Origin of the sequence: Jiella sp. M17.18 (genome assembly GCF_041027365.1) — a bacterium.
Lineage (GTDB): Bacteria > Pseudomonadota > Alphaproteobacteria > Rhizobiales > Rhizobiaceae > VKMB-3413.
On record NZ_JBFTEH010000003.1, the window covers coordinates 433,449 to 459,357 of the forward strand.

Annotated in this window: 27 protein-coding genes; 12 read left to right on the forward strand and 15 right to left on the reverse strand. The window is 68.3% G+C overall.

All coding sequences use genetic code 11. From position 1 onward, the window contains the following. Nucleotides 1-41: 41 nt before the first annotated feature. Nucleotides 42-1,955 (reverse strand): cobaltochelatase subunit CobT, encoded by a 1,914-nt coding sequence (gene cobT / locus AB5S17_RS08450; RefSeq protein WP_369238152.1) that lies wholly within the window; start codon nucleotides 1,953-1,955, stop codon nucleotides 42-44. A 268-nt stretch (nucleotides 1,956-2,223) separates the two neighbouring features. On the opposite strand from cobT, the gene AB5S17_RS08455 reads away from it, so the two are divergent. After that, on the forward strand, nucleotides 2,224-3,081 hold the full coding sequence (locus AB5S17_RS08455) for an NAD(P)-dependent oxidoreductase (RefSeq protein WP_369238154.1): 858 nt from the start codon (nucleotides 2,224-2,226) through the stop codon (nucleotides 3,079-3,081). Nucleotides 3,082-3,166: 85 nt separating this feature from the next. Here the strand turns inward: AB5S17_RS08455 and AB5S17_RS08460 are convergent, their stop codons facing one another. From AB5S17_RS08460 to AB5S17_RS08475, 4 genes are all read right to left on the reverse strand, one after another. After that, nucleotides 3,167-3,427 (reverse strand): type II toxin-antitoxin system HicB family antitoxin, encoded by a 261-nt coding sequence (locus AB5S17_RS08460; RefSeq protein WP_369238156.1) that lies wholly within the window; start codon nucleotides 3,425-3,427, stop codon nucleotides 3,167-3,169. 18 nt (nucleotides 3,428-3,445) lie between these two features. Further along, on the reverse strand, nucleotides 3,446-3,673 hold the full coding sequence (locus tag AB5S17_RS08465; RefSeq protein WP_369238158.1) for a type II toxin-antitoxin system HicA family toxin: 228 nt from the start codon (nucleotides 3,671-3,673) through the stop codon (nucleotides 3,446-3,448). A gap of 19 nt (nucleotides 3,674-3,692) precedes the next feature. Next, a complete protein-coding gene (cobS, locus tag AB5S17_RS08470; RefSeq protein ID WP_369238160.1) occupies nucleotides 3,693-4,679 on the reverse strand; it encodes a cobaltochelatase subunit CobS in 987 nt (328 codons plus the stop codon). A gap of 160 nt (nucleotides 4,680-4,839) precedes the next feature. Next, nucleotides 4,840-5,469, reverse strand: coding sequence for a J domain-containing protein (locus tag AB5S17_RS08475; RefSeq protein ID WP_369238162.1), 630 nt, complete (start codon nucleotides 5,467-5,469; stop codon nucleotides 4,840-4,842). A gap of 148 nt (nucleotides 5,470-5,617) precedes the next feature. On the opposite strand from AB5S17_RS08475, the gene AB5S17_RS08480 reads away from it, so the two are divergent. The 5 genes from AB5S17_RS08480 to AB5S17_RS08500 all read left to right on the forward strand — a co-directional run bounded on the left by AB5S17_RS08480 (nucleotide 5,618) and on the right by AB5S17_RS08500 (nucleotide 9,470). Then, on the forward strand, nucleotides 5,618-5,935 hold the full coding sequence (locus AB5S17_RS08480) for a BolA family protein (protein ID WP_369238164.1): 318 nt from the start codon (nucleotides 5,618-5,620) through the stop codon (nucleotides 5,933-5,935). Beyond that, nucleotides 5,932-6,633 carry a YoaK family protein gene (locus AB5S17_RS08485; RefSeq protein ID WP_369238166.1) on the forward strand — a complete coding sequence of 234 codons (702 nt, stop codon included), beginning with the start codon at nucleotides 5,932-5,934 and terminating at the stop codon, nucleotides 6,631-6,633. Before AB5S17_RS08480 ends, AB5S17_RS08485 begins: the two co-directional genes overlap by 4 nt. Before the next feature lie 152 nt (nucleotides 6,634-6,785). After that, nucleotides 6,786-8,645, forward strand: a complete 1,860-nt coding sequence (locus tag AB5S17_RS08490) for a transglycosylase domain-containing protein (protein ID WP_369238168.1) — start codon at nucleotides 6,786-6,788, stop codon at nucleotides 8,643-8,645. Nucleotides 8,646-8,796: 151 nt separating this feature from the next. Further along, a complete protein-coding gene (locus AB5S17_RS08495; RefSeq protein ID WP_369238170.1) occupies nucleotides 8,797-9,135 on the forward strand; it encodes a type II toxin-antitoxin system RelE/ParE family toxin in 339 nt (112 codons plus the stop codon). Further along, nucleotides 9,132-9,470, forward strand: coding sequence for an addiction module antidote protein (locus tag AB5S17_RS08500; protein WP_369238172.1), 339 nt, complete (start codon nucleotides 9,132-9,134; stop codon nucleotides 9,468-9,470). Before AB5S17_RS08495 ends, AB5S17_RS08500 begins: the two co-directional genes overlap by 4 nt. Before the next feature lie 42 nt (nucleotides 9,471-9,512). Here the strand turns inward: AB5S17_RS08500 and AB5S17_RS08505 are convergent, their stop codons facing one another. The 3 genes from AB5S17_RS08505 to AB5S17_RS08515 are packed head-to-tail and all read right to left on the reverse strand — an operon-like array spanning nucleotide 9,513 to nucleotide 12,780. Further along, nucleotides 9,513-11,054, reverse strand: a complete 1,542-nt coding sequence (locus AB5S17_RS08505; protein WP_369238174.1) for an HlyC/CorC family transporter — start codon at nucleotides 11,052-11,054, stop codon at nucleotides 9,513-9,515. Continuing rightward, entirely contained in the window at nucleotides 11,051-12,202 is a 1,152-nt protein-coding gene (gene aroB / locus AB5S17_RS08510) for a 3-dehydroquinate synthase (protein ID WP_369238176.1), read from the reverse strand. The genes AB5S17_RS08505 and aroB overlap by 4 nt, the downstream gene beginning before the upstream one ends. After that, nucleotides 12,199-12,780: a shikimate kinase gene (locus tag AB5S17_RS08515; protein ID WP_369238178.1), complete on the reverse strand. Its 582-nt coding sequence runs from the start codon at nucleotides 12,778-12,780 to the stop codon at nucleotides 12,199-12,201. The genes aroB and AB5S17_RS08515 overlap by 4 nt, the downstream gene beginning before the upstream one ends. A 169-nt stretch (nucleotides 12,781-12,949) precedes the next feature. On the opposite strand from AB5S17_RS08515, the gene AB5S17_RS08520 reads away from it, so the two are divergent. The 4 genes from AB5S17_RS08520 (at nucleotide 12,950) to AB5S17_RS08535 (ending at nucleotide 16,642) form a co-directional block, all read left to right on the forward strand. Further along, on the forward strand, nucleotides 12,950-13,147 hold the full coding sequence (locus AB5S17_RS08520) for a hypothetical protein (RefSeq protein WP_369238180.1): 198 nt from the start codon (nucleotides 12,950-12,952) through the stop codon (nucleotides 13,145-13,147). Then, the gene (gene xerD / locus AB5S17_RS08525) at nucleotides 13,144-14,112 is read left to right on the forward strand and encodes a site-specific tyrosine recombinase XerD (RefSeq protein WP_369238182.1); all 969 of its coding nucleotides are present in this window, start codon (nucleotides 13,144-13,146) and stop codon (nucleotides 14,110-14,112) included. The genes AB5S17_RS08520 and xerD overlap by 4 nt, the downstream gene beginning before the upstream one ends. A 203-nt stretch (nucleotides 14,113-14,315) precedes the next feature. Then, the gene (locus tag AB5S17_RS08530; protein WP_369238184.1) at nucleotides 14,316-15,269 is read left to right on the forward strand and encodes an acetyl-CoA carboxylase carboxyltransferase subunit alpha; all 954 of its coding nucleotides are present in this window, start codon (nucleotides 14,316-14,318) and stop codon (nucleotides 15,267-15,269) included. A 380-nt stretch (nucleotides 15,270-15,649) separates the two neighbouring features. Continuing rightward, nucleotides 15,650-16,642 carry a L,D-transpeptidase family protein gene (locus AB5S17_RS08535; RefSeq protein ID WP_369238186.1) on the forward strand — a complete coding sequence of 331 codons (993 nt, stop codon included), beginning with the start codon at nucleotides 15,650-15,652 and terminating at the stop codon, nucleotides 16,640-16,642. Nucleotides 16,643-16,884: 242 nt separating this feature from the next. Here the strand turns inward: AB5S17_RS08535 and AB5S17_RS08540 are convergent, their stop codons facing one another. The 6 genes from AB5S17_RS08540 to AB5S17_RS08565 all read right to left on the reverse strand — a co-directional run bounded on the left by AB5S17_RS08540 (nucleotide 16,885) and on the right by AB5S17_RS08565 (nucleotide 20,962). Then, on the reverse strand, nucleotides 16,885-17,091 hold the full coding sequence (locus tag AB5S17_RS08540; protein WP_369238188.1) for a Flp family type IVb pilin: 207 nt from the start codon (nucleotides 17,089-17,091) through the stop codon (nucleotides 16,885-16,887). After that, complete coding sequence (locus AB5S17_RS08545) at nucleotides 17,085-17,402, reverse strand: hypothetical protein (RefSeq protein ID WP_369238190.1); 318 nt, start codon at nucleotides 17,400-17,402, stop codon at nucleotides 17,085-17,087. The genes AB5S17_RS08540 and AB5S17_RS08545 overlap by 7 nt, the downstream gene beginning before the upstream one ends. Nucleotides 17,403-17,518: 116 nt before the next feature. Continuing rightward, nucleotides 17,519-17,956 carry an 8-oxo-dGTP diphosphatase MutT gene (mutT, locus tag AB5S17_RS08550; RefSeq protein WP_369238192.1) on the reverse strand — a complete coding sequence of 146 codons (438 nt, stop codon included), beginning with the start codon at nucleotides 17,954-17,956 and terminating at the stop codon, nucleotides 17,519-17,521. After that, complete coding sequence (locus AB5S17_RS08555; protein ID WP_369238194.1) at nucleotides 17,953-18,741, reverse strand: GNAT family N-acetyltransferase; 789 nt, start codon at nucleotides 18,739-18,741, stop codon at nucleotides 17,953-17,955. The genes mutT and AB5S17_RS08555 overlap by 4 nt, the downstream gene beginning before the upstream one ends. Next, nucleotides 18,722-19,963: a bifunctional glutamate N-acetyltransferase/amino-acid acetyltransferase ArgJ gene (argJ, locus tag AB5S17_RS08560; RefSeq protein ID WP_369238196.1), complete on the reverse strand. Its 1,242-nt coding sequence runs from the start codon at nucleotides 19,961-19,963 to the stop codon at nucleotides 18,722-18,724. The genes AB5S17_RS08555 and argJ overlap by 20 nt, the downstream gene beginning before the upstream one ends. A gap of 72 nt (nucleotides 19,964-20,035) precedes the next feature. Next, nucleotides 20,036-20,962 (reverse strand): peptidylprolyl isomerase, encoded by a 927-nt coding sequence (locus AB5S17_RS08565; RefSeq protein ID WP_369238198.1) that lies wholly within the window; start codon nucleotides 20,960-20,962, stop codon nucleotides 20,036-20,038. Between the two features lie 273 nt (nucleotides 20,963-21,235). Between AB5S17_RS08565 and secA the strand changes: the two genes are divergently transcribed. Next, nucleotides 21,236-23,968, forward strand: coding sequence for a preprotein translocase subunit SecA (secA, locus tag AB5S17_RS08570; protein WP_369238200.1), 2,733 nt, complete (start codon nucleotides 21,236-21,238; stop codon nucleotides 23,966-23,968). A gap of 119 nt (nucleotides 23,969-24,087) precedes the next feature. Here the strand turns inward: secA and AB5S17_RS08575 are convergent, their stop codons facing one another. Next, on the reverse strand, nucleotides 24,088-24,984 hold the full coding sequence (locus AB5S17_RS08575; RefSeq protein WP_369238202.1) for a methyltransferase domain-containing protein: 897 nt from the start codon (nucleotides 24,982-24,984) through the stop codon (nucleotides 24,088-24,090). Nucleotides 24,985-25,142: 158 nt separating this feature from the next. Here AB5S17_RS08575 and AB5S17_RS08580 point away from each other — a divergent pair, with 158 nt between their 5' ends. After that, complete coding sequence (locus tag AB5S17_RS08580; RefSeq protein WP_369238204.1) at nucleotides 25,143-25,892, forward strand: ComF family protein; 750 nt, start codon at nucleotides 25,143-25,145, stop codon at nucleotides 25,890-25,892. The last annotated feature ends 17 nt before the right edge of the window (nucleotides 25,893-25,909 follow it).

Genomic DNA, 25,909 nt, shown 5'->3' on the forward strand with positions numbered 1-25,909 from the left:
GTTGCCGCTACGAGGCGGCGTGGCAGAAGGCCGGCGGCGCGTTACCGGCGTCCGCCCGCAACGCGCCGGCGAGAGCCGCCGCGACCCCGACCGGCCCCCTCGTCCTCGAAGAGATCGGCGAGCTGCTCGGTCATCGCCCCGGCGAGCTCTTCCGCATCGACGATGGTGACGGCGCGGCGATAGTAGCGGGTGACGTCGTGGCCGATGCCGATCGCCAGGAGCTCGACCGGCGAGCGCGTCTCGATCTCCTCGATCACCGCCCGCAGGTGCCGCTCCAGATAGTTGCCGGGGTTCACCGACAGGGTGGAATCGTCGACCGGCGCGCCGTCCGAGATCATCATCAGGATGCGCCGCTGTTCGGGCCGGGCGAGCAGGCGGTTGTGCGCCCAGATCAGCGCCTCGCCGTCGATGTTCTCCTTCAGCAGCCCCTCGCGCATCATCAGGCCGAGATTGCGCCGCGCCCGCCGCCAGGGCGCGTCGGCGCTCTTGTAGACGATGTGGCGCAGATCGTTCAGCCGGCCGGGTTTCGCCGGCTTGCCGGCCTTCAGCCAGGCCTCGCGCGACTGCCCGCCCTTCCAGGCCCGCGTCGTGAAGCCGAGCACCTCGACCTTGACGCCGCAGCGCTCCAGCGTGCGGGCCAGGATGTCGGCGCAGGTCGCCGCGACCGTGATCGGCCGGCCGCGCATCGAGCCGGAATTGTCGATCAGCAAGGTGACGATCGTGTCGCGGAATTCGGTGTCGCGCTCCATCTTGTAGGAGAGCGGCTGCATCGGGTCGGTGACCATGCGGGTGAGCCGCGCGGTGTCGAGATAGCCCTCTTCGAGGTCGAAGTCCCAGGACCGGTTCTGCTGCGCCATAAGGCGCCGCTGCAGCCGGTTGGCGAGCCGCCCGACGACGCCGGATAGCGTCGCGAGCTGCTTGTCGAGGAAGGCCCTCAGGCGATCGAGCTCGGCCTCGTCGCACAGGTCCTCGGCGCCGACCATCTCGTCGAACTGCGTCGCGAAGACGCGGTAGTCGAGATCGCCCATCTGGTTGTTCAGCGGCTGGTTCGGCCGGCGCGACTCGCCCGGCGTCTCGGTATCCTGCGTGTCGTCGTCGACCGGGTCCTCGGCGGTGACCTCGGAGGATTCGGCCTCCGCCGTCTCCTCGTTCTCGCCCTCGTTCTCGCTTTCCTCGGCCTGCGCGTCCTCGGCGCCGGAATCCTTCTCGGACCCGCCTTCCTCGTTGTCGCGGCTCTGGTTGTCGCCCTGTTCCTCGTCCTCGTCGCTGTCCTCGGACTGGTTCTCCTCGGCGAGCTCCTCCGCCATCTCCAGCGACACCAGCATGTCGCGCATGGCGCGGGCGAACGCGTCCTGATCCTCCAGCGTCTCGGAGAGCTTCTCGAACTTCGCCCCGGCCTTCTCCTCAACGAAGTCGCGCCAGACGTCGACGAGCGCCCGCGCGCTCTCGGGAACCGGGCGTCCGGTCAGCTTCTCGCGCACCATCAGCGCGACGGCGTCCTCGATCGGCGCCTCGGCCTTGTCGGTGACCTCGGAGAGGTTGGAGCGGAAATACTTGTCCTCGAGCATGGAGGCGAGATTGTCGCCGACCCCGCGCATGGCGTTGGCGCCGATCGCCTCGCAGCGGGCCTGCTCGACGGCGTCGTAGACCGCGCGCGCCCCGCGCCCTTCCGGCGAGAGGTTGGCGTGCAGGCGGCTGTCGTGCCGCGCCTTGCGGAGCGCCATCGCGTCGGCGAGGCCGCGGGTGACGGCGACGTCGTTCTTCGTGGTGCGCTTCGGCAGGTCGGGCAGGCGCGCCCGGTTACCGGCGAGGCCCGGCCGTTCGGAGGCGAAGGTGACCTCCATCTCCGGCTCGCCCGCGATCGCCCGCAGCGCGCCGGCGATGGCGCGGCGGAAGGGTTCGCGGTCGGTGGATTTCTGCGTCGGTGGGCGCTTGTTGTCGCCGATCTTGCTCATGGGAGAACAGATAGGCCGCAGGGGCGCCCGGCGGCAAGGGAGAGGGTGCCCGGCGTGCGAAATTGCTGCAGGCGGCGGCGGCCCGGACTGCACATCCGCAGACGCCGCGGCGCGGGGGACGACGCTGCGATCCTTCGCCGCGACGATAGGCCCGTGCCGCTCGGCGCTTGAAATCGCGGCGCTCCGGCAGAGTTACGTCCCCGACCGCCGCCGACGATGCGCCAGACGACCGGGCGCCGGGCGGCTCACCAACAACCGGAAGATCATCATGCCCAAGATCGCATTTCTCGGCCTCGGCGCGATGGGTTCGCGCCTCGCGAAGAACCTTGTCGACGGCGGCGCGGACCTCGTCGTCTGGAACCGCAGCCCGGAAAAGACCAAGCCTCTCGTCGAGGCCGGCGCGCAGGCGGTGAAATCGCCGCGCGAGGCCGGCGAAGCGGCCGACTTCGTGCTCGCCATGGTCGCCAACGACGAGGCCTCGCGCGAGGTCTGGCTCGACGCCGAGACCGGCGCCCTGGCCGGCATGGCGCGCGGCAAGACGGCGGTGGAGATCTCGACGCTGCAGCCGAAGTGGGTGCGCGAACTCGGCCCGAAGCTTTCGGAGAAGGGCGTCGATCTCGTCGAGGCGCCGGTGTCGGGCACGCTGCCGCAGGCGGAGAACGCCGGCCTCGTCTTCTTCCTCGGCGGCAAGAAAGACGCCATCGACCGCGCCGAGCCTGTGCTCAAGCCGCTCGGCAAGAGCTTCCAGCGGGTCGGCGACTGGGGCGACGGCGCGACGGTGAAGCTCGCGACCAACGCCATCCTCGGCGTCAACGTCGCCGCCTGGGCGGAGGTGATCGCCATGCTGAACCGGGCGCCGGTCGACACGCAGACCGCCGTCGACGCGATCTCGCAGACGTCGGTCTGGGCGCCGAACTTCGGCTATCTCACCTCGACGATGATCAAGGGCGACTTCTCGCCGAAATTCCCGGTCGAGCTGATCGACAAGGACTTCCGCTACGCCCTGGCGCTCGCCGGCGAGGACAAGGCGCCGCTGGTGCAGCACGTGCACGAAACCTTCCAGCGGGCGATCGCGGAGGGCCTCGTGGCGGAGAACATGACGGCGCTCGCGAAGCTGTATCGGTGAGGGCGGCTGATTCAAGCGGTCCTATTTGGTCCGCCAACGCAGCGGGCTCGCTCCCGCCAATCCACGCCCGGATCGGGTGAAGCGCCTATTCGGCGGCTTCCAAACTCAAGTGAGACGGTTCAGGTATCGTCTCACCGTCCTTCAGAGCGCCTTCAGCCCAGCTTCTGGCGGCAGACCGAACATCGGCAATAGCCTCCATCTCTGTCTCACCATCGCCCATGCAACCGGGAAGGTCCGAGATCGTCGCGAGGAACCCGCCCCCATCCTCTTCTGACAGCGGCCTCACCGTCACAGCATACGCGTGCGGATTGAATGGCGATCCGTCCGAAAGAGTGATGCTATCCATACCGCAGTCTCCGTTGCGTCAACCGTCCAAGTATCGCACCAGCTGACGAATATAATACGGTTTGATAGGCTTGTGCGCCGGAATCGTCAGCCGATTCTGGCGCCCGGCCAATTTGACATAATAGTGCGAGCCGCCTCCCGGCGGCGGGGCACATTCTGCCCCTGACTCCCGACAGGCCTTTTCGACGTCGCGGATCTGCCAATCCGCCTTCGGATTGGCTCGCATCCTTTCGATCGTCTTCCCCATCAGCCGGCCGACATTTTCGTCAATCCAGCACGATGTTCGCGCTCGACTCCGGCAGTTCCTCCCCGAACGCGCGCTGGTAGAACTCGGCGACCAGCGGCCGCTCCAGGTCGTCGCACTTGTTGAGGAAGGTCAGGCGGAAGGCGAAGCCGACGTCGCCGAAGATCTCGGCATTCTCGGCCCAGGTGATCACCGTGCGCGGGCTCATCACGGTGGACAGATCGCCGTTGACGAAGGCCGAGCGGGTGAGGTCGGCGACGCGCACCATCTGCCCGATGACCTTGCGTCCTTCCGCATTGGCGAAGCTCTTCGCCTTGGCGGCGACGATGCCGACCTCGTGGTCGTGCGGCAGGTAGTTCAGCGTCGTCACGATCGACCAGCGGTCCATCTGCGCCTGATTGATCTGCTGCGTGCCGTGATAGAGGCCGGTGGTGTCGCCGAGGCCGACGGTGTTCGCGGTCGCGAACAGGCGGAAAGCCGGATGTGGGCGGATGACGCGGCTCTGGTCGAGCAGGGTCAGCCGGCCGGAGGATTCCAGCACGCGCTGGATCACGAACATCACGTCCGGGCGCCCGGCGTCGTACTCGTCGAAGACCAGGGCGACGTTGTGCTGGTAGGCCCAGGGCAGGATGCCGTCCCGGAACTCGGTGACCTGCATGCCCTCGCGCACGGTGATCGCGTCCTTGCCGACGAGGTCGATGCGGGAGACGTGGCTGTCGAGGTTGACGCGCACGCAGGGCCAGTTCAGCCGCGCCGCCACCTGCTCGATATGGGTGGACTTGCCGGTGCCGTGATAGCCCGAGACCATGACGCGGCGGTTCTTCGCGAAGCCCGCGAGGATCGCCAGCGTCGTCGGCTTGTCGAACAGATAGTCCGGATCGATCTCCGGCACGTGCTGGTCGGCCGTCGAATAGGCCGGAACGGTCAGGTCGCTGTCGAAACCGAAGGTTTCGCGGACGGAGATCGTGGCGTCCGGCAGGGCTGCCACTTCCTGTTCCGCTGCACTCATCATACCTCCAAGGGCGCGGGCCTTTCAGATGCCGCGCGCCTGCTCGTTTTCCGTCATCCCCAGGACGCTCGCAGACTGCCCGAAGGGTGGATGAAGAGGCCTGCGCTTCGAGACGGTCGCGGACTCCGCTGCGGCGGGACGGGGACTTGATCCCCAGCGCTTAGCAAAAACCCGACTGCTTCAAAAGCTTGTAGGCCTGAATGACGTCCCGCAGCCGGTCCTCGGTGCCGCGATCGCCGCCGTTGGCGTCCGGATGCAGCTGCTTGACCAGTTCCTTATAGCGCCGGCGGATGTCTTCGCCAGACGATTCCTGGGCGAGATCCATGGTCTCGAAGGCTTTCTCCTCCAAGGGCCGCACCTTGCGCCGCCGTGGCTCCGGCCGCCGCGCCCCGTCCTCGCCGAAGAGATTGAACGGATCGCGCGCACCGCCCTTCCAGCTGCGCGCGGTGCGGGCGCGAGCCGAGGCCGGCTGGGCGCCGTTGTGGCCCATCGTCCAGGTCGGCCGGTTGCCGGTCAGCGAATCCTTCAGATAGCGCTGGATCGCCTCGTCGTTCAGCCCGGAAAAGTAGTTGTACGACTTGTTGTACTGGCGGACGTGGTCGACGCAGAAGTTGAGGTACTGCCCCTCGTGATCGCGCCCCATCGGCGCCTTGTAGAGGCCGGCCTCGTTGCAGCCCTCCCAGGCGCATTCGGGCGCGCGCGGCGGTTCGCTGGGCCGGCGTCCTCCCGCCTTGCTCCCGCCTTTGCCGTTGACCCGGATCGAGTCGAAATATTTGGAGTCGAGTTTCATCAGGCGGATTATGGTGCCCCGCCGCAGTGCGAACAAGAATTGACAGACCGGAAAAAGCCCGAAATTCAAGGGGGTTCGGCGGCTCCGCGCAAGCTTCGCAGTGGAGCTTCCAGATCCCCCGTGTCCCCGCATCGAGGAGAGACGAAGCATGACCACCAAGGCGACGATCGAGCAGAAGCTCACCGACGCGTTCAGGCCCGAGCGGCTGATCGTGATCGACGAGAGCCATCTGCATGCCGGCCACCACCACGAGGGCAGCGGCCATCACGCCGCCTTCGACGGCTCGGGCGAGACGCATTTCCGCATCCGGCTGATCAGCGACGCCTTCGCGGGCCAGTCGCGCGTCGCGCGCCACCGGGCGATCAACGAACTCCTGAAGGACGAGCTCTCGGGCGGGGTGCACGCGCTGGCGATCGAGGCCGCGGCGCCCGGCGAAGCGGTGCGCTGGGCGAACGACCGGACGTGAGGCAGACGCTCAGCCTGGAGCGCAGCCGCACCGTCACCGGCCTCGTGCTGGTGGCGCTCCTGTCCTTCCTCGGCGGGATGAGCGACGCCATCGGCTTCATCCTCGGCGGCAACTTCCTCTCCTTCATGAGCGGCAACACGACGCGGCTGGCGATCGCCGTCGGCGAAGGGCGCGGCATCGACGTCCTGCAGGTCGCGGCGATCCTCACGGTGTTCGTCGCCGGTAACGCCGCCGGCGTCATGCTGGCGGCCGCGGTCGGCTACCGCCTGTGGCCGCTGCTCCTCGGCGTCTCGATCCTCATCGGACTTTCCGCGCTCGCCGACGGGGGCATGGTCGCCTCGGTCCCGGTGCTGCTGCCGGTCGTGCTGGCGATGGGAGTGATGAATGCGGCGGTCGAGGGCGTCGCCGGCCATCCGGTCGGTCTGACCTACGTCACGGGCGCGCTGTCGCGTTTCGGCAAGGGGCTCGGGCGCTGGCTCACCGGCGAACCGCGCACCGCTTTCCTCATCCAGCTGATCCCCTGGGGCGGAATGTTCGCCGGCGCCGTCACGGGGACGCTCCTGCAGCTCGCCGAGCCCGTCCCGGCGCTGTGGGCCGCGGCCGCCCTCGCGGCGCTGCTCGTCCTCTTCACGGCTCTCCTGCCGCTCCACTGGCAGCGCAGCTATCTCGGCGCCGAGCATCGGCTCAAGCGGCGCTGATGCAGGCGTCGCAGCCGACCCCGCCGGAAGCGGCGTCCTTCGTCCGTCCGTCGTTCGCCGCCGACGATCCGTGATCGGTCGTCATATTGCGGCCCCATCCCCATCCGCCCATATCGACAGGGTTAACGATCGGTTGAGAGCGGGATGCGGGAATGAGCGAGACTTCAGGCCGACGCTTCCCGGTGGTCTCGCTGGCGCTCGTCTTCCTTCTCCTCCTCTTCACCTCGGGCCTCGCGCTCGTCTACAGCTGGGTGAACCTCGTCGCCCGCCAGTACGGTGCCTCGGTCGCGCTGACCGTGGAGCGCGTCCACGCCAACAAGCTGATCGTCCATCTGCCCGAGCACGAGGCGCAGCCCTTCGACGCGCCGACCGAGGAGATGATGTATGTCGATTACGCCGACGTGCCCGCGGTCATGCGCAGAGCGATCCTGACCAGCGAGGACTCCTGGTTCTTCTGGCATTTCGGCTTCAATCCGATCGCGGTCGGCAAGGCGGTGCTGAGCCAGTTCGGCGGCGACCCGCGCGGCGGCTCGACGATCACCCAGCAGCTCGCCAAGCAGCTCTATGTCGGCGACCGCCACGACCTCAGGCGAAAGGTCGACGAACTCGCCATCGCGCTCTGGCTGGAGTGGCACTTCTCCAAGAAGCAGCTCTTGGAGTTCTATTTCAACACGCCCTTCATGGGGCACGGCACGAAGGGGATCGAGGCCGCGGCCCGATACTATTTCGGCTATTCCTTCAAGAAGGCCGGGCGCTGGCAGAAGGTCGCCTTCACCCCGGACATGGCGGCGAGCCTCGCCGTCACGATCAAGAACCCGACGGGAGGCAACCCGACCAAGCCGGTCAACATGGTCGAGGCCCGCCGGCTGCTCCTGGCGATGGGCGTCACGCCGCAGACGCTGACGGCCAAGGCGGTGGCGGACCCGGACCTGCCCCGCCGCTTCGCCGCCCATGCCTTCGACGACACGTCCCGGCTCAGCGACCAGTTCGGGCCGGCGCGGGACTTCGCCATCCGCCGCCTTTCCTCGGCCCTCGGCGACGCCGACCGCACGCTCGACGTCGTCACCACCTATTCGTCGGAGATCCAGCTCTATCTCGAGAGCGCGATCGACAGCTATTACCCGCGGCTGGAGCGGGCCGGCTACGACCGGCTGACGGCGGTGGTCGTCGACAACCGCACCGGCGGGATCAAGGCGATGGTCGCCCCGGCCGGGGCCCGCATCTATCCCGGATCCTCCGTCAAACCGTTGGAGGCGCTCTGCGCGATCGTGTCGCATGGCTGGACGCAAACGACCGCTGTCCTCGACACCGCCGTGGGGGTCCCGCCGGTCCGCAACGACGACCGGCATTATCTCGGCAGGATCAGCCTGCAGACCGCGCTGGCGAAGAGCCGCAACCCGCCCTTCGTGCGGCTGCTGAGCGAGTTCGGCCCGGATTGTGCCAATGCGGTCCTGAAGCGCATGGACACCGACTTCCGCTTTGCCGGCGCGCCGGCCCGCTCTCTGGCGCTCGGCGCCGAGCCGGTCGACCTGATGGATCTTCTCGACGCCTATGTGACGATCGCCAGCTGCGGCCAGGTTTCCAACGCGCCGCTGATCATCGAGGAGGCGCGCGACCGGCGCACGCAGACGGTGGTGATGCGCCAGCGGCCGAAGCCGCTGCCGGACGATCCGAAGCTCATCGCCGGCTTCGATACGCTGCAGACGATGCTCGCCGCGGTGACCGGGCCGGACGGCACCGCCCGCGGCAGCCGCTTCATCCAGGAAGTCGCGGGAAAGACCGGCACCTCGGACGACAACCGGCAGATCACGCTGATCACCTTCACCAAGGCCTATACGGTGCTGGTCTCGGTCGGCACCAGCGACGTCAGGCACCTCAAGCGACGCTTCTCGTCCCATGCGCTGGTGCCGATGGTGGAGAACATCAACGCCAACATCCATCCGGAGGGCTATCACGAGCCGCTCGGCTGCGCCGTTCCGACGGTGGTGGCGTCGCGGGACGGGCGACCGTGACGAGCGTCAACGCATAGGAATCCAACGGCACGGGCTGCGGAGGGAAGTGGGACACTGAGCGCGACGGTCCGGGATTTGCCTCGCAGGCCGCGCTTCGGTCGGGACGGCGAGGTCGCTTGCCTTATGTAGCGCTTAAGCTACACTCGGAGCCATGGAGCCGTTTCAGATCGAGGTCTACCAGACGGAAGACGGGGCGGTGCCGTTTCAGGAGTGGCTCGACGGCCTGAAGAGCGACCAGATCAGATCGCAGATCGTCGCGCGGATCCGCCGGGCGTCGCTCGGCAACTTCGGAGACTGGAAATCGCTCGCCGACTCGAACGGCATACGCGAAATGCGCATTCACTCGGGCGGCGGGTTCCGCATCTATTACGCCCTCGTCGGTCGAACCGTCGTTCTCCTTCTCGCCGGCTCGGGAAAAGGCGAGCAGCGACGCGCGATCGCTCATGCGAAGGCCTATTTCACAGACTATGACAGGAGGCGGCGGTCATGACTGCGGCGAGCAAGCCATTCGAGTTCGAGAAATACGATCACTTGCTGCGCGATCCTACGAATGCCGCAGCCTATCTCGCCGAATTCCTGGAGAGTGGTGACCTGGAACTGTTTCAGGAAGGCATTCGTCATGTCGCCAAGGCTCAGGCGGGCGGGATCAGCCGGATCGCCGACGACGCCGAGCTGAGCCGCGAAAACCTCTACCGGGCGCTCAGCCGGGACGGCCATCCGCGCTTCGAGACGGTGGCGAGGATGTTGGCGGCGATGGGGCTTCGCCTGACGATCGAGCCTGCCGGTCGAGCCGAGCCGGAGCCCGATCAGGAGACGGCTGCCTAGCGCTCGGCGCGATCGCGGCGCTTTGAGCGCGGGCCGGGGTCCCTAACCGCTTCGCCCGCTCGGCTGACTTCCTCCGTCCTCCGACCCGGCCTGCCCCTGCTCGTCCTCGCGCCGCCGGTCGCCGCCGTCCGCCTCTGCCGGCGGCGTGCGATCCTCGGCGGCCAGGGCGCCGAGCAGTGCGGCGTTGCCCGGATCCTCGTCCAGTGCTCCCGTCGGCGCCTCGCTCTCGATCTCCTCGAGCATCTCGTCCTCCTCCGGCATCAGCACCGTCGGGCCCGACGTCGCCTGGATCGCGCTGCCCTTCTTCGGCGGGACGAGCACGGTGGCCGGCCGGATGCGCAGCTGGGCGATGCGGTTCTTCTCGCGCTTCAGGACGGTGAAGCGCTTGTTGAAGAAGGTGAAGGCCTGGCGCTCCTCGGGGATCGTCTGGGTCTCGTGGATGACGAGGCCGGCGATCGTCACGGCCTCCTCGTCCGGCAGGTTCCAGTCGAGCGCCCGGTTGAGGTCGCGGATCGGCACCTGGCCGTCGACGACCACCGAGCCGTCCGCCTCGGTCCGGACGCCCTGCATCTCGACGTCGTGCTCGTCGGCGATGTTGCCGACGATCTCCTCCAGGATGTCCTCCAGCGTGATCAGCCCTTCCACCTCGCCATATTCGTCGACGACGATGGCGAAATGCGTCTTGCGCCGCAGGAAGGCGTTCAGCTGATCCTGCAGCGTCGTCGTCTCCGGCACGAACCAGGGCTTGGCGCAGATCTTCAGGATGTTGACCTTGGACGGGTCGTTGTCGACCTCGTGCAGCGCCCGCAGGAGATCCTTGGCGTGCACCACGCCGACGATGTTGTCGTAGTGGTTCTTCCAGACCGGCAGCCGCGTATAGGGGCTTTCCAGGATCTGCCGGACGATGTCGGCCGGCGGATCGTCGGCGTTCACCTGGCGCATGCCGGTGCGGTGGACCATCACGTCGGAGACTTCCAGCTCGTGCAGGTCGAGAAGACCGCCGAGCCGGTTGCGGTCGGCGTTGATGAGGGCGCCCTCGCGGTGCAGCACCTCGACGGCGCCGCGCAGCTCCTCGTGGGCGGTGAGCAGCGAGGCGCCGGAATCGAGATTCATGCCGGCGATCGTCAGGATCTTGCGGACGATGAAGTTGACCGCTGCCGTCAGCGGCGTGAAGGCGGCGACGGCCAGCTGCACCGGTCGCGCCACGGTGAGGGCGAAGCCGTCCGGGCTGGCGATCGCCGCCGACTTCGGCAGAACCTCGGCGAAGATGACGACGAGGATGGTCATCGCGATCGTCGCGTAGACGACGCCGGTCTCGCCGAACAGGCCGATGAAGGCGGTGGTGGCCAGCGACGAGGCCAGGATGTTGACGAGATTGTTGCCGATCAGGAGCGCCCCGATCAGCCGGTCCTTCTTCTCGATCAGCCGCTGGACGATCCCGGCGCGGGCATCGCCGTTCTTCTCGTAGCTCATCAGCCGGGCGCGCGAGACGGCGGTCAGCGCCGTCTCCGAGCCCGAGAAGAAGGCCGAGATGCAGATCAGCAGGACGACGATCCCGACATAGACCCAGAGCCCGGTCGTCATCGCGCAAGCTCCCTGGCGAGAAAGGCGCGGACGGCGGCGGGGTCGACGTCGTCGGCGACGAAGGCCTCTCCGATCCCCCGCGTCAGGATGAAGGTCAGCCGGCCGCGCTTTACCTTCTTGTCCTGCGCGATCGCCGGCATCAGCGTGTCGAGATCAAGGGCAGCGCCCGGGATGGCGCCGATCCGGGTCGGCAGGCCCGCCGCGTCCAGATGCGCGGCGACGCGCTCGGCTTCGGCACCGCCGCAAAGGCCGAGCTCGGCCGAGAACCGGTGTGCCAGGACCATGCCGATCGCCACGCCCTCGCCATGGACGAGCCGGGCGGGATCGTACTTCACCGCCGCTTCCAGCGCGTGGCCGAAGGTGTGGCCGAGATTGAGCAGCGCCCGCGCCCCGGTCTCGCGCTCGTCGGCGGCGACGACGTCGGCCTTGGCCTGGCAGCTGACCCGGATTGCCTCGGTCCGTTCGGCGCCGCCGGCGAAGATCGCCTCGCGGTTGCGTTCCAGCCAGGCGAAGAAGTCCGGCCGGTCGATCAGCCCGTATTTGGCGACCTCGGCATAGCCGGCCGCGAATTCGCGGGGGGTCAGCGTGTCGAGGAGGGCGGTGTCGGCGAGGACCAGCGCCGGCTGGTGGAAGGCGCCGACGAGGTTCTTGCCGCGCGGCGTGTTGATCCCGGTCTTGCCGCCGACGGAGCTGTCGACCTGGGCGAGCAGGGTCGTCGGCAGCTGCACGAAGCGGCAGCCACGCTTCATGATCGCGCTCGCAAAGCCCGCGAGATCGCCGATCACCCCGCCGCCGAGCGCGACGACCGCATCCGTGCGTTCGAGCTTGGCGGCGATCAGCCCGTCCACCAGCCGTTCCAGATGCGCGAAGGACTTGGTCGTCTCTCCCGCCGGCAGGACGATCTCGGAATGGTCGATGCCGGCGCTGCGCAGCGCGATCCTCAGGCGCTCCAGATGCAGGTTCGCCACCATCTGATCGGTGACGACGACGGCGCGGCTCTGAGGCAGGCGCCTTGCGATCTCCTCGCCGGCGGCGTCGATGAGGCCGGGCCCGATCAGGATGTCGTAGGAGCGGGCGCCGAGCGAGACCTCGACGGTGCGACGCAGAGCCAGCTGTTCGGCCGAGGCACCGGTGAGGGGATGGTTCATCGGGCGGACTCCGTTGCGAGATGACGGTCGAGCGCCGCGACGATCTCCTCCGCCACCACCTCCCGCCTGACATTGCGCGAGACGATCGTCAGATCGGCCTCGGCATAGACGGGATAGCGGATGTCGATCAGGCGCTGCATGACTTCTCTCGGATTGTCGTTCTTGAGAAGCGGTCGGTTCTGCCGGCGCGAGACGCGCTCCATCAGCGTGTCGAGGTCGGCCTTCAGCCAGACGGTCACCGCGCAGGTCCGGAAGAGAAGCCGCGTCTCCTCCCGCATATAGGCACCGCCGCCGGTCGCCAGAACCTGCGGACCTTCCTGCGTGAGACGGGCGATCACCCGGGCCTCCAGCGCGCGGAATTCCGGCTCGCCATAGGCCTCGAACAGTTCGGGCACGCTCATGCGCGAGGCGGCCTCGATCTCGGCGTCGGAATCGCGGAACGGCAGTCCGACGAGGGAGGCGAGCTTGCGGCCGACGGTCGTCTTGCCGGCTCCCATCAGTCCGATCAGAACGACGGAGCGCCGCCCCAGCCGATCCTGCACGCTGTCCAAATGCTTCGCTGCGCCTTCGCCGCTCATCGCCCTTCCGCTGTGCCGTCCGGCCATGGGCTGCGGACAAGGTTTCTTCAAACTCGGCGTGCTATCGGGATGGTTCGCGGTCGGGCCGCTTGCGTCCCCGGCCATTCCCTCTAGAAGCGACCCGACGATCCTCGAACGCCCCCACCGGGAGTGAATCCGCCAGACCGCGATGCCGACCCTTCTACGCCTTCTGACGACACTCGCCATCATCGTTGCCATCATCTACGGCATCATGGCTGCGCTCGTCTACTTCGTCGAGCCGACGCGGCGCGAGGTGACGGTCACCGTGCCGCTGCCGCAGCTGCAGCCGGAATCGACCGCCACGCTCACCGGCACCCCCGCCGCTGCGGGAGCCCCCGCGCAATGAGTGCCGCCGGGGCGCGAGGCAACGGCCGGGCCGGGCTCGACATCGAATCCTTCCTGGAGATGATGGCGGTCGAGCGCGGCGCCTCGGACAACACCGTCGCCGCCTATCGGCGGGACCTCGAAGACGCCGCCGGCTTCTTCGCCGCGCGCGGCGTTTCGCTGGAAACTGCCGATACGGACGGGATCCGGGCCTATGTCGCGGCGCTTGCCGCCCGCGGCTTTGCCGAGACCAGCCGCTCGCGCCGCCTCTCGGCGCTGCGCCAGTTCTTCCGCTTCCTCTATACCGAGGGCTTGCGCGGCGACGATCCGACCGGACCCATCGAGGGCGCGAAGAAGAAGCGGCCGCTGCCGAAGGTGATGAGCGAGGAGGAGGTCGACCGGCTGCTCGACCGGGCGGCGGCGGAGGCCGAGGACGGCAGTCTCTCGCCTGCCGCGCATCTTCGGGCGGCGCGGCTGCATGCGCTGGTCGAGCTGCTCTATGCCAGCGGCATGCGCGTCTCCGAGCTCGTCTCGCTGCCGCGCTCGGTGCTGCGCACGACCGCCCGCGCGATCGTCGTGAAGGGCAAGGGCGAGAAGGAGCGCATGGTGCCGATCGGCGAGGCCGCCGCCGACGCGCTTCTGAGGTTCGCCGAAGCGATGCGCGCCGCCGGCATCAGGCCCGACGAGCGCTGGCTGTTTCCCGCGGTCTCGGAGGCCGGGCATCTGACCCGCCAGGCCTTCGCTCGCGACCTCAAGGCGCTCGCCGCCCGCGCGGGCATCCCTGCCGCGAAGATCTCGCCGCACGTCCTCCGCCACGCTTTTGCCAGCCATCTCCTGAAGAACGGCGCCGACCTTCGGGCCGTGCAGGAACTGCTCGGCCATTCCGACATCTCGACGACGCAGATCTATACCCACGTTCTCGAGGAGCGGCTGGTCCGCCTCGTCACCGACCATCACCCGCTGTCGGCGCTCGCGCGGGAGACGTGAACGGCAGCGACAAGCCGACCCGTCTTCTTGCCCGCAGCGCTTGCTTGACAAGCCGGCAGCCCATCGCCAGTTTCCGCCGCGAACTCCCGCCGCAGGCGGGGCGGCGAAGCGGTCGCATCGACGCGCGCCGCCAAAGCCGCCCAGCGGTCGGCCTGCCGGCGCCTCCGCCCTGATCTCCCATCGTCGGCGCAGCCGTAGGACGCATGCACAATTATCTGGATTTCGAAAAGCCGGTCGCGGATCTGGAAGGCCAGATCCTCGAACTGAAGAAGATCGAGGCCGGCGAGAACGCGGTCGACGTGACCGAGGAGATCCAGCGGCTGGAGAAGCGCTCGCGCGACGCGCTGGCCGAGCTCTACGGCAAGCTGACGCCTTGGCAGCGCACGCAGGTCGCGCGCCACCCGGACCGGCCGCACTGTCTCGACTACGTCAACCGGCTGATCACCGACTTCGTGCCGCTGGCCGGCGACCGCTACTATGCCGAGGACCACGCGATCATCGCCGGCTTCGGCCGTTTCGACGGCCAGTCGATCGCGGTGATCGGCCAGGAGAAGGGCAACGACACCCAGACCCGGCTGAAGCACAATTTCGGCATGGCGCGGCCGGAAGGCTATCGCAAGGCGGTGCGCATCATGGAGATGGCCGAGCGTTTCGGCATTCCGGTGCTGACGCTGGTCGACACGGCGGGCGCCTATCCCGGCATCGGCGCGGAGGAGCGCGGCCAGGCCGAGGCGATCGCGCGGTCCACCGAGACCTGCCTGAACCTCGAGGTGCCGCTGGTCTCGCTGGTGATCGGCGAGGGCGGCTCCGGCGGGGCGATCGCCATTGCCACGGCCAACCGGGTCCTGATGCTGGAGAACGCCATCTATTCGGTGATCTCGCCTGAGGCGGGCGCCTCGATCCTGTGGCGCGACGCGACGCGGGCGCGGGACGTCGCCTCGGCGATGAAGATCACCGCCCAGGACCTGAAGGAATTCGGCGTCATCGACGAGATCGTCGAGGAGCCGCTCGGCGGGGCGCACCGCGCGCCAGCCGAGGCCATCGACACGGCTGCCGAACGGCTTCGCGCCGCCTTCGGCGAGCTGGCGGAGCTGGACTCCAAGGCGCTGCGCCAGGCACGCCGCGAAAAATTCCTGGCGATCGGCCGCGACCTCTGAGGGCCGCGACGGCCTGCGACCGGTTGAGTCCGACGGGTCACAGCGCCCCCGGAAACCGCGCGCGCCTCGGCTCACCACCGGTTTCCGGCGCCTCGTTGCGCATGCGCAACAGTGTGGTTCTTCCGTTCCGCACGGGCATTTGCCAGAATAAAGCCATTCTCTCCCGTAAGAGGGGATGCGACGGGGTCGGAGCGCAGCCGGTCGGTGGGGCGACCGCAAGATTCCCTTAAGCATGGCTGCGCTAGACTGACTGCAAGCATGCGACGCGGGCGCCGGGGGTACGGCGCACAGTGTCGCGAGAGCCGACGGTGGCTCGCCCAATGCCGGCCCGATCGGGACGGCGGCCGGGCAGGGCCCCGCTCAGCGAGGGGATGAGGGGAATGTTCGTCCGACGCGTCGTGGCGGCGATTTTCGTCGCAGTCTGTCTGTTTTCCGTTTCCGGCTGCAAGTATGACGATCTTCTGCCGGCCAATGCGCCGCTGCCGAGCGATCTCGCTGCGGCCATCAAGGCGCAGGGAATGGGCGTCCACTCGCCCATCCTGGTCCGGCTCTACAAGGAAGACTCCGACCTCGAGATCTGGAAGCAGAAGACCGACGGCACCTTCGGCCTGCTCAAGACCTACAAGATCTGCGCCTGGTCGGGAAAGCTCGGCCCGAAGACGAAGGAGGGCGACCGTCAGGCGCCCGAGGGCTTCTACACGGTCACGCCGGGCCAGCTGAACCCGAACTCGAACTACCACCTGGCGATCAACATCGGCTATCCCAACCAGTACGACCGTGTGAACGGCGGGACGGGCTCGTCGCTGATGATCCACGGCTCGTGCAATTCGTCCGGCTGCTACGCCATGGACGATGCGCAGGTGCAGGAGATCTACGCGCTGGCCCGCGACGCCTTCGAGGGCGGCCAGCGTGCGTTCCAGATCCAGGCCTATCCGTTCCGCATGACGCCGAAGAACATGGCCCGGCACCGCAATTCCGAGCACTACGCCTTCTGGCAGATGCTGAAGAAGGGCTCTGACTATTTCGAGACGACGCATCTGCAGCCGAATGTCGGGGTCTGCCAGAAGCACTACATCTTCGACCAGACGGCGGAGACGGTCGCCAGCCTGACGCCGACGGGCCCGTGCCCCAGCGTCCAGGCGCCGCCGCAGGTGGCCGCGAAGAGCGCCTCGGACGCGGCCGAGGAGCAGAAGATCGCCGAGTCCCTCTCGCCGAGCGAGTTCGCCGAGACCTCGACCTTCACCTACAAGACCGGCCAGCCGATCACGCCGGAGGCCTATGCCCAGGAGCAGCACCGTCGCCAGGGCTTCGACCGGCTCGGCAACCGTGTCGGCGGCGAGAAGTCCTCGTCCTTCCTCGCCAGCTTCTTCTGAGCGAAGCGCCGCTCCGCTCCCGGAACCAACGTATCATCGGCCCCTGCAGGCATGCCCTGCAGGGGCTTTCGCTGTAATAGGTCAGGCTGGCGAGATGGGCTGCGAGCAAGACGCATCAGCGTCAGCCGGACGTTCGGCGCGCCGGTGCCGGCGCATGGGCTTGCAGACCCCGGCCGAGGCTTCTCGAACTGTGACGACGACGCGGGCGTCGAGGCGTTAAGTCGGCGGGCGCGATCGCCCGGTCAGGGCCACATCGCCGCGGCGATATAACTGAGCGTGTCGACCAGCGGCTGCTTCAGCAGCGTGACGGCTGCGACCACTGCTGCGCTCATGATCACGCAGATGAGCGAGTACTCGATCGCCGTGGCGCCGCTTTCGCATCGCAGGAAGCGCTTGAGGAGCCAGCGGGCTCCCCGGGCGTGAGGCTGCACGGCCAGTGACGTCAGCATCGGCCCCACCTCGCTCCGTTCGCGGGAAGGATGCAGGCCGGCGAACCCGGCGGCTGCAGGACGCTGCGGCGCAGCGTGTAGGAGGAGGCCGGCGCGACCGAGCCCGTCGCCATCATGTCGAGCTGCGGACGGCCCGAGGCGAGGAGATAGTCGGCGCCGCGATCGGCGGCCGGCGCCAGCACGAGGGCCAGCGCCAACACCAGCGAGCCGAACAGCAGCGTCGCCCGGAACAGGCCCGTGCCGAGCCCGGCCATGCGGCGCGTCGGTTCTTCCTCGTCGAGGTATCGGTTCTCGGCGTCGAAGTCGCGCATCGTGCTCCGCCCGTCAAAGCTCTGGAGAACCAGAGTGACAGGCAAGGCTGAAAAAGAGCTTAAAGACCGCGCGCCGACTTTATCCGACCCATTCCCCAAGGGGATATGGTCGTTGATCAGGCGCCGGCCGGCAGGAGATCCGTCAGATGCGCGATCAGCGGCGCGTCGGCCGGCGGCATCGGATAGTCGCGCAGACCCTGCGGGCGCACCCATTTCAGCCGCTGCCCCTCGCGCGGCGTCGCCGTGCCCGAGAAGCGCCGGCAGACATAGAGCGGCATCAGGAGGTGGAAGTCGTCATAGGCGTGGCTGGCGAAGGTCAGCGGCGCGAGGCAGGCGACCTGCGTGACGACGCCGAGCTCTTCCTGCAGTTCGCGCACCAGCGCCTCTTCGGGCGTCTCGCCGGGCTCGAGCTTGCCGCCGGGAAACTCCCAGAGGCCGGCGAGCGCCTTGCCGGCGGGTCGTTCGGAGATGAGGACGCGGCCGTCCGCATCGATCAGTGCGCAGGCGACGACGAGAAGCAGCCGGCGTCCCGCGACGGTTGCCGCCTCGCTCACCGGGCCTCTCCCGGCGGCGCGCGATAGACGTAGCGATAGGCGAGCGTAAAGCCGAGCTTGCCGTAGAGCGCGAGGCCGGCGGCATTGTCGGCCTCGACCTGCACCCAGGCGGTCTTGGCGCCCTTGTGGGCGGTGTAGCGCAGGGCCGTGCGCACGAGGTCGCCGCCGATGCCCTTGCCGCGCTCGTCCGCCGCGACGGCGACGTCGAGCAGGCCGGCGAGGTCGTTGTCGTGGATCGCCAGCGCGACGGCGATCGGCCGCCGGCCTTCGTCCTCGCACACGAACAGGCCGCTCGGCGGGCGGATCGCCTGCAGGATCTCCATCAGCCCGCCGCGCAAGGTCGTCGGCCGCTCGTGAACGGCAAGGCTCGCCTCGACATAGCGGGCCATGTCGCGGATCGGGATGCGGTCGACGGTGCCGGCGAGATCGAGGTCGGCGAGATCGGCCGTCATCACCAGCGACTCGCCGAAGCTCTGCCAGCCTTCCTCGTCCAGATAGGCGATGAGGTCCGGCGGGGCCAGCGGCGACTGGCGCACGATGACGGAACGGCCGTATTCGGCGAAGGTCTTGCGGGCGCGGGCGATCCGGGCGGGAATGTCCGCATTGTCGGACGGGTCGAGCGGATTGACCGAATTCAGCCGCTTGGCCGGGAAGGACCGCGTCAGCCGCACCGCCCAGGTGCCGTCGAAGGCCGTCGAGGTCGCCGGCCAGGCGCGGAATCCCGCCGCTTCCAGCCGCCGCACCACGGCCAGCTGGCGCAGCCGCTCAGCTTCGGTAATCGCCATTGATCGCGACATAGTCCTTGGTGAGATCGCAGCTGTAGACGGTCCAGCGACCCTCGCCGAGACCGAGCTCGACGCGGATCGGGATTTCCGTCCGGCGCATGACGGCGGAGGCCGCTTCCTCGGAATAGGCCGGGTCGCGCTCGCCGTCGACGGCGACGCGGACGTCGCCGAAATGGATCGCCAGCCGGTCGCGGTCGGCCTCCTCGCCGGCCTTGCCGACGGCCATGACGACGCGGCCCCAGTTGGCATCCTCGCCGGCGACGGCGGTCTTCACCAGCGGGGAGTTCGCGATCGACAGCGCGATGCGCTTGGCCGCCGCGTCGCTCGCCGCACCCTCGACCGTCACTTGGATTTCCTTGCGCGCGCCCTCGCCGTCGCGGGCGACCTGGCGGGCGAGGTCGAGCAGCAGGTCGCCGAGCGCAGCGCGGAAGTCGGCAAGACGCGGATCGGCGGCGTCCGCGATGCGCGGGCAGCCGCGCGCCGCGGCCGCGCCGGTGGCGAACAGCAGCAGCGTGTCGGACGTGGAGGTATCGCTGTCGACCGTGACCGAGTTGAAGCTCGGGGCCACCGCCTCGGTCAGCATGGCCTGCAGCGCCGGCGCCGCGATGGCCGCGTCGGTCGCGACGAAGGACAGCATCGTCGCCATGTCCGGCGCGATCATGCCGGCGCCCTTGGCGATGCCGTTGATCGTCACCGCGACGCCGTCGATCGCGACCGTGCGCGTCGCCACCTTCGGATAGGTGTCGGTCGTCATGATCGCCTCGGCCGCCTCGCGCCAGCGATCGGGCCGCGCCGCCTCGGCCATGCCGCCGAGCAGGCCGGCGAACTTCGCCGCGTCGAGCGGCTCGCCGATAACGCCGGTCGAGGCGAGGAAGACCTGGCCCGGCTCGCAGCCGACGGCGGCGGCGGCGGCCTCGGCCGTCATCGCGGTCGACTGCCGGCCGCGCTTGCCGGTGAAGGCGTTGGCATTGCCGGAATTCACGACGACGGCGCGCGCCGTGCCGCCCTTCAGGCTCTCACGGCAGAAGTCCACCGGCGCCGAGGGGCATCTGGAGGTGGTGAAGACGCCGGCGACGTCGGCCGGCGCGTCGAACTCCATCATCAGGACGTCGGTGCGCCCCTTGTACTTGATGCCGGCGGCGGCGGTCGCGATCCGCAGCCCCTCGATGGCCGGAAGGGTCGCGAAGGTCTTCGGAGCCAGAGGCGAGACGGTGGTCGTCATGACGGGTCCTGAAGGAGCAGCGATGGAAGCGGAAGGGGGGCTGCCCCTTCCGCCATACCGTTCGGCCGAGACCTACTTGGCCGGCGTCGCCGGCGCGGCCGACTGCGCGTCGCCTGCGGCGGCACCGTTGGCGCCCGCGGCGACCGACTTCTCGAGATCGTCGACCTGCTTCTTCACCTTCGGGTCGACATACTCGACCTTGAAGTTCTTGCGGGCGTCCTGCACCAGCTGCATGTACTTCTGGCGCATGGCCAGCTGGCGCAGCTGGTCCTTGACCTGGTCGAAGCTCGGCGGCGGCGCCTGGCGCTCGCCCTCGACCTTGATCACGTGCCAGCCGAACTGGGTCTGCACCGGCTCCTTGGTGTATTCGCCCGGCTTCAGCGCGAAGGCGGCCTTTTCGAAGGCCGGCACCAGCTGGCCCTTCTCGACCCAGCCGAGATCGCCGCCCTTCGGCCCCGACGGCCCGGTCGACTCCTTCTTGGCGAGCGTCTCGAAGTCGGCGCCCTTGTTCAGCTGGTCGATGATCTTCTGCGCCTCCTCCTTGGTCTTCACCAGGATGTGGCGGGCATGGATCTCCTGCTGCGGCGGGATCGTCTTGACCTCCTTGTCGTAGAGGTCCTTGAGGTCCTTGTCGGAGATCGTGTCGACGCCCTTCTTGGCGAAATAGGCGTTGTGCAGCGTGCGGTCGCGCTCGAAGGCGAGCTGCGCGGCGACCTGCGGGTCCTTCTGCATGTTCGCCTTCTCGGCCTCTTCGGCGAGCGCCTTGATGTCGATCAGCGCGGAGAGGACGGCGAGCCGCTGCTGGTCGTCGGAGAGGTTCTGGAACTGCTGGCCGATGTCGTTCTGGGCGGCCTTCAGCTCGGCCTCGGTGATCTTGGCCGATCCGACCTTCGCGATGACGTCGGAATCGGCGGGGGAAGCCGCCGGAGCGGCGGCCGCGATCGCGGTCGAGAGGGCGAGGGCGCCGGCCGTCAGGGCGAGGCGAAGCTTCATGGTCATGGAACGATCTTCCTTCCGGGAGGTTGGAATGCCTGGCCCACACCGAAAGCGGCCTTTCGCACCGCTCCCGCTCCTGCGAGCCGGCGCCGCCGCTGGGGCCGGGACGCCGTTGACATCGGTTTGGCCCCCTCTTATCTCTCGCGCCATCTGAAAGTCCAGCCGCCTTCCGCATAGATTGAAGGCTCCCGATAGCGGTCAAACCACCGGGAATGCGGCAGCGGCCGGCGGGCCGGTGAGGGCATCGGCAGCTCACGAAATTGGAAGGACCGGTTCATGGTCAGTTTTGGCGGCCTCGCTCGCAAGTTGCTGGGTTCGGCAAACGAGAGGTTCGTCCGGCGCTATCAGAGCCGGGTCGACGCGATCGCCGCACTCGAAGACGAGATGGCCGCGCTGTCGGACGAGGAGCTTCGGGGCAAGACGGAGGCCTTCAAGGCGGAGATTGCCGCCGGCAAGACTGTCGACGACCTCCTGGTGCCTGCCTTCGCAGTTGTCCGTGAGGCGGCCAAGCGCGTCCTCGGCATGCGCCACTTCGACGTCCAGATGATCGGCGGCATGGTGCTGAATTCCGGCTCCATCGCCGAGATGAAGACCGGCGAAGGCAAGACGCTGGTCGCGACCCTCGCGGTCTATCTCAACGCGCTCGAGGGCAAGGGCGTCCACGTCGTCACGGTCAACGACTACCTCGCCTCGCGCGACGCCGAGTGGATGAGCAGGGTCTACCGCTTCCTCGGCCTGACGACGGGCATCATCGTCCACGGCCTCGACGACGACCAGCGCCGCGAGGCCTATGCCTGCGACGTCACCTACGCGACGAACAACGAGCTCGGCTTCGACTATCTCCGCGACAACATGAAGTACGAGCGCTCGCAGATGGTGCAGCGCGGCCACCACTACGCGATCGTCGACGAGGTCGACTCGATCCTGATCGACGAGGCGCGCACGCCGCTGATCATTTCCGGGCCGCTCGACGACCGCTCCGACCTCTACCGAACCATCGACGGCTTCATCCCGCAGCTCGACAAGTCCGACTACGAGCTCGACGAGAAGCAGCGCTCCGTAACCTTCACCGAGGAGGGCACGGAGAAGCTGGAGCGGATGCTGGAGGCGGCCGGGCATCTGCAGGGCGCCTCGCTCTACGACATCGAGAACGTCGCGATCGTCCACCACGTCAACAATGCGCTGAAGGCGCATACGCTGTTCCAGCGCGACAAGGACTACATCGTCCGTAACGACGAGGTGGTGATCATCGACGAGTTCACCGGCCGCATGATGCCGGGCCGGCGCTTCTCCGAGGGTCTGCACCAGGCTCTGGAAGCCAAGGAGGGCGTGACCGTCCAGCCGGAGAACCAGACGCTCGCCTCGATCACCTTCCAGAACTACTTCCGCATGTACAAGAAGCTGTCCGGCATGACCGGCACGGCGCAGACGGAAGCCGCCGAATTCGGCGACATCTATGCCCTCGACGTCATCGAGATCCCGACCAACCTGCCGATCCAGCGCATCGACGAGGACGACGAGGTCTACCGGACCTTCGACGAGAAGTTCAAGGCGATCTCGAAGGAGATCCAGGAGGCCGCCAAGCGCGGCCAGCCGATCCTCGTCGGCACGACCTCGATCGAGAAGTCGGAACTGCTCGCCGAGCGGCTGCGCAAGGACGGGCTGAAGAACTTCCAGGTCCTCAACGCCCGCTACCACGAGCAGGAAGCCTACATCGTCAGCCAGGCCGGCGTGCCCGGCGCGGTGACCATCGCCACCAACATGGCCGGCCGCGGCACCGACATCCAGCTCGGCGGCAATGCCGACATGCGGATCGAGCGCGAGCTCGCCGACATGCCCGAGGGGCCCGAGCGCACCGCCAAGGAAGAGGCGATCAGGGCCGACATCAAGCGGCTGAAGGAAGTCGCGCTCCAGGCCGGCGGGCTCTACGTGCTGGCGACCGAGCGGCACGAGTCGCGGCGCATCGACAACCAGCTGCGCGGCCGCTCCGGCCGCCAGGGCGATCCCGGCCGCTCCAAGTTCTACCTGTCGCTCCAGGACGACCTGATGCGCATCTTCGGGTCCGAGCGCATGGACTCCATGCTCACCAAGCTCGGCCTCAAGGAGGACGAGGCGATCGTCCACCCCTGGATCAACAAGGCGCTGGAGAAGGCCCAGAAGAAGGTCGAGGCGCGCAACTTCGACATCCGCAAGAACCTTCTGAAATACGACGACGTGATGAACGACCAGCGCCGGGTCATCTTCGACCAGCGCCTGGAGCTGATGGACGCGACCGAGCTCGACGAGATCATGGCCGACATGCGCCAGGAGACCATCGAGGCGATGGTCGCCCGGCACATCCCGGAAAAGGCCTATCCCGAGCAGTGGTCCACCGAGGAACTGAAGGAGGAGGTCGCCGAGGTCCTCAACCTCGACCTGCCGATCCCGGACTGGGCGGCGGAGGAGGGCATCGCCGAGGACGACGTGCGCGAGCGTCTCCTCCAGGCGGCGGACGCGGCGATGAAGGACAAGGCCGAGCGCTTCGGGGCCGATGTCATGGCCTACGTCCAGCGCTCGATCGTGCTGCAGACGCTCGACCAGCTCTGGCGCGATCACCTCGTCAATCTCGACCACCTGCGTTCGGTCATCGGCTTCCGCGGCTATGCGCAGCGCGATCCGCTGAACGAGTACAAGTCCGAGGCCTTCGAACTGTTCACGGCGATGCTCGGCAACCTGCGCGCCCGCACCACCCAGCAGATGATGCGGGTCGAGATCGTGCGGCCGGAAGAGCAGGAGCAGCAGATGCTGCAGGTGCCGGCGATGGAGGCCCACCATTTCGACGCCACCACCGGCATGGACGAGTTCGGCAACGGCGGCGAGCGGCTGACCGCCAACTTCACCCCGGCGGCGGCCGACGGTCTGCGCGGCGACCCGAACGATCCCTCGAGCTGGGGCCATGTCGGGCGCAACGAGCCCTGCCCCTGCGGCTCCGGCAAGAAGTTCAAGCACTGCCACGGCGCCTTCGTCTGAGGCGAGGGGGCTTCATCCGAAAGTGAGGAGGGCCGGATGACGGAGACGTCGTCCGGCCCTTCTCCTATCCGCCGGTAGAAGGCTGGCGCGGCACAGACGAGGCAGCCGCGTGCGCGGCGTCAGAACTCGCCGGAGCGGTCCTTCAGCGCGTCGGCGAGGCTGGCCCTGGCGCTGCCGGGCCTCAGCGGCTTCTGCTGGCTCTCATGCGGCTTCCAGCCGGACATGGAGATGACGTCGAAGGTGGCGCGGATGCGCCCGTCGGGGTCGGCATAGCGCTCGGCATAGATCTCGGCCGCACGCAGGAAGAGGCGGCGCGAGACCGGTCGGGTCGAGCGCTGCACCAGCATGTTCGCCATGCCCATCGACCGGATGTCGGCCATCAGCGCGAAGAGGTTGTCGTAGCGCACGATCGTGCGGTCGGTATCGGTGACGGGCAGGGCAAAGCCCGCCCGTTGCAACAGCGCGCCGGCATCGCGGATGTCCGCGAAGGGCGCGACGCGCGGCGAGATTCCGCCGTAGAGCTCGGCTTCGGCGGCAAACAGCGCTGCCCGCAGCTCGTTCAGCGTTTCGCCGCCGAGGAAGGCGCAGAGGAAGAGGCCGTCCGGCTTCAGCGCCCGGCGGATCTGGACCAGCACGCCCGGCGTATCGTTGACAAGCTGCAGCGATAGGGTGGAGACGATGAGATCGACGCTGTCGTCGGCGAGCGGCAGCGCCTCCTCGTCGGCGACGACAGCCAGATCCTCTCCCCGCAACAGGCCCGGCAGACGCTCGACCCGCACCACCAGCCCGGTCTGGCCGCTGCGCCTCAGCCGCTCGGCCATCGCGCCGGTGTGCCCGCCGAGATCCACCGCTACGGCGAAGTGGCGCTCGACCAGGGACAGGCGGTCGGCAAGATCGTCCGCCACGGCCTCGAGGAGGAAGCCGGTCCGGCCGAGTTCGCCCGACGTCAGGCGGCGCAGCCGGCGCCGGTCGATCAGCGCGCGGTCGAAGACGAGATGGTCCGGGGCGTCCGGCATGGAATCACACACAGCAATTTTGAACGGTCGGGAGCTTGTAGCTGACGGCGGCTGGGATATCGTCAAGGTTTGGAGGAGGTTCCGGCCTCGCCGTGGCGGCGGGCGGGAACCCTGCGGCTTGCCCCGGGCCGGGCGCCGCGCCTGAACGGGACGGGTCGATGCGCATCTTCAAGCGCGGTACCGCAGCCATCACCGGGTCGCTCGGGCGGTTGTTGTTTCCCCCGATCTGTCCGGGATGCCAGACGGCCATTACGCGCGCCGGTACGGTCTGCCCGGATTGCTGGTCGGCGCTGCGCTTCATCGAACGGCCCTATTGCGAGATCCTCTGCCTGCCCTTCTCCTACGATCTCGGCAAGGGCTTCCTGTCGGCCGAGGCGATCGCCGATCCGCCGCCCTTCGCCCGGCTGCGGGCGGCGGTGATCTATCAGGGGCTGGCGGCGCGGCTCGTCACCGCGCTGAAATACGGCGACCGAACCGACCTCGTGCCGCTGATGGCCGGCTGGATGAGCCGGGCCGGCGGCGAACTGCTCGCCGATGCCGACGTGGTGGTGCCGGTGCCGCTGCATGCCGGGCGGCTGTGGCGGCGGCGCTTCAACCAGGCGGCGGAGCTTGGCCGGAGCGTCGCGAGGCAAGCGCATGTCGACTTCGCGCCGCTGGCGCTGATCCGCGTGAAGCCGACCCAGACGCAGGTGGGGCTCGGGCCGCGACAGCGCCAGGAGAACGTGCGCGGCGCCTTCCGCGTCCCCGAGCAGCGCCGGCCGGAGATCCGCGGCCGGCGCGTTCTTCTGATCGACGACGTCTATACGACCGGCGCGACGGTCGCGAGCGCGACGCGGGCGCTGAAGCGGGCGGGGGCGAGCGATGTCGACGTCCTCACCTTCGCCAGGGTTGCGGCCGGCGGCGAGTGAGGCCATATCCCTGTTTC

Excerpts from the sequence above, each read along its gene's own strand:
- cobT (WP_369238152.1), bottom strand. The coding sequence starts at position 1,955 with ATGAGCAAGATCGGCGACAACAAGCGCCCACCGACGCAGAAATCCACC.
- AB5S17_RS08455 (WP_369238154.1), top strand. The coding sequence starts at position 2,224 with ATGCCCAAGATCGCATTTCTCGGCCTCGGCGCGATGGGTTCGCGCCTC.
- AB5S17_RS08460 (WP_369238156.1), bottom strand. The coding sequence starts at position 3,427 with ATGGATAGCATCACTCTTTCGGACGGATCGCCATTCAATCCGCACGCG.
- AB5S17_RS08465 (WP_369238158.1), bottom strand. The coding sequence starts at position 3,673 with ATGGGGAAGACGATCGAAAGGATGCGAGCCAATCCGAAGGCGGATTGG.
- cobS (WP_369238160.1), bottom strand. The coding sequence starts at position 4,679 with ATGAGTGCAGCGGAACAGGAAGTGGCAGCCCTGCCGGACGCCACGATC.
- AB5S17_RS08475 (WP_369238162.1), bottom strand. The coding sequence starts at position 5,469 with ATGAAACTCGACTCCAAATATTTCGACTCGATCCGGGTCAACGGCAAA.
- AB5S17_RS08480 (WP_369238164.1), top strand. The coding sequence starts at position 5,618 with ATGACCACCAAGGCGACGATCGAGCAGAAGCTCACCGACGCGTTCAGG.
- AB5S17_RS08490 (WP_369238168.1), top strand. The coding sequence starts at position 6,786 with ATGAGCGAGACTTCAGGCCGACGCTTCCCGGTGGTCTCGCTGGCGCTC.
- AB5S17_RS08495 (WP_369238170.1), top strand. The coding sequence starts at position 8,797 with ATGGAGCCGTTTCAGATCGAGGTCTACCAGACGGAAGACGGGGCGGTG.
- AB5S17_RS08500 (WP_369238172.1), top strand. The coding sequence starts at position 9,132 with ATGACTGCGGCGAGCAAGCCATTCGAGTTCGAGAAATACGATCACTTG.
- AB5S17_RS08505 (WP_369238174.1), bottom strand. The coding sequence starts at position 11,054 with ATGACGACCGGGCTCTGGGTCTATGTCGGGATCGTCGTCCTGCTGATC.
- aroB (WP_369238176.1), bottom strand. The coding sequence starts at position 12,202 with ATGAACCATCCCCTCACCGGTGCCTCGGCCGAACAGCTGGCTCTGCGT.
- AB5S17_RS08515 (WP_369238178.1), bottom strand. The coding sequence starts at position 12,780 with ATGAGCGGCGAAGGCGCAGCGAAGCATTTGGACAGCGTGCAGGATCGG.
- AB5S17_RS08520 (WP_369238180.1), top strand. The coding sequence starts at position 12,950 with ATGCCGACCCTTCTACGCCTTCTGACGACACTCGCCATCATCGTTGCC.
- xerD (WP_369238182.1), top strand. The coding sequence starts at position 13,144 with ATGAGTGCCGCCGGGGCGCGAGGCAACGGCCGGGCCGGGCTCGACATC.
- AB5S17_RS08530 (WP_369238184.1), top strand. The coding sequence starts at position 14,316 with ATGCACAATTATCTGGATTTCGAAAAGCCGGTCGCGGATCTGGAAGGC.
- AB5S17_RS08535 (WP_369238186.1), top strand. The coding sequence starts at position 15,650 with ATGTTCGTCCGACGCGTCGTGGCGGCGATTTTCGTCGCAGTCTGTCTG.
- AB5S17_RS08540 (WP_369238188.1), bottom strand. The coding sequence starts at position 17,091 with ATGCTGACGTCACTGGCCGTGCAGCCTCACGCCCGGGGAGCCCGCTGG.
- AB5S17_RS08545 (WP_369238190.1), bottom strand. The coding sequence starts at position 17,402 with ATGCGCGACTTCGACGCCGAGAACCGATACCTCGACGAGGAAGAACCG.
- AB5S17_RS08555 (WP_369238194.1), bottom strand. The coding sequence starts at position 18,741 with ATGGCGATTACCGAAGCTGAGCGGCTGCGCCAGCTGGCCGTGGTGCGG.
- argJ (WP_369238196.1), bottom strand. The coding sequence starts at position 19,963 with ATGACGACCACCGTCTCGCCTCTGGCTCCGAAGACCTTCGCGACCCTT.
- AB5S17_RS08565 (WP_369238198.1), bottom strand. The coding sequence starts at position 20,962 with ATGACCATGAAGCTTCGCCTCGCCCTGACGGCCGGCGCCCTCGCCCTC.
- secA (WP_369238200.1), top strand. The coding sequence starts at position 21,236 with ATGGTCAGTTTTGGCGGCCTCGCTCGCAAGTTGCTGGGTTCGGCAAAC.
- AB5S17_RS08575 (WP_369238202.1), bottom strand. The coding sequence starts at position 24,984 with ATGCCGGACGCCCCGGACCATCTCGTCTTCGACCGCGCGCTGATCGAC.
- AB5S17_RS08580 (WP_369238204.1), top strand. The coding sequence starts at position 25,143 with ATGCGCATCTTCAAGCGCGGTACCGCAGCCATCACCGGGTCGCTCGGG.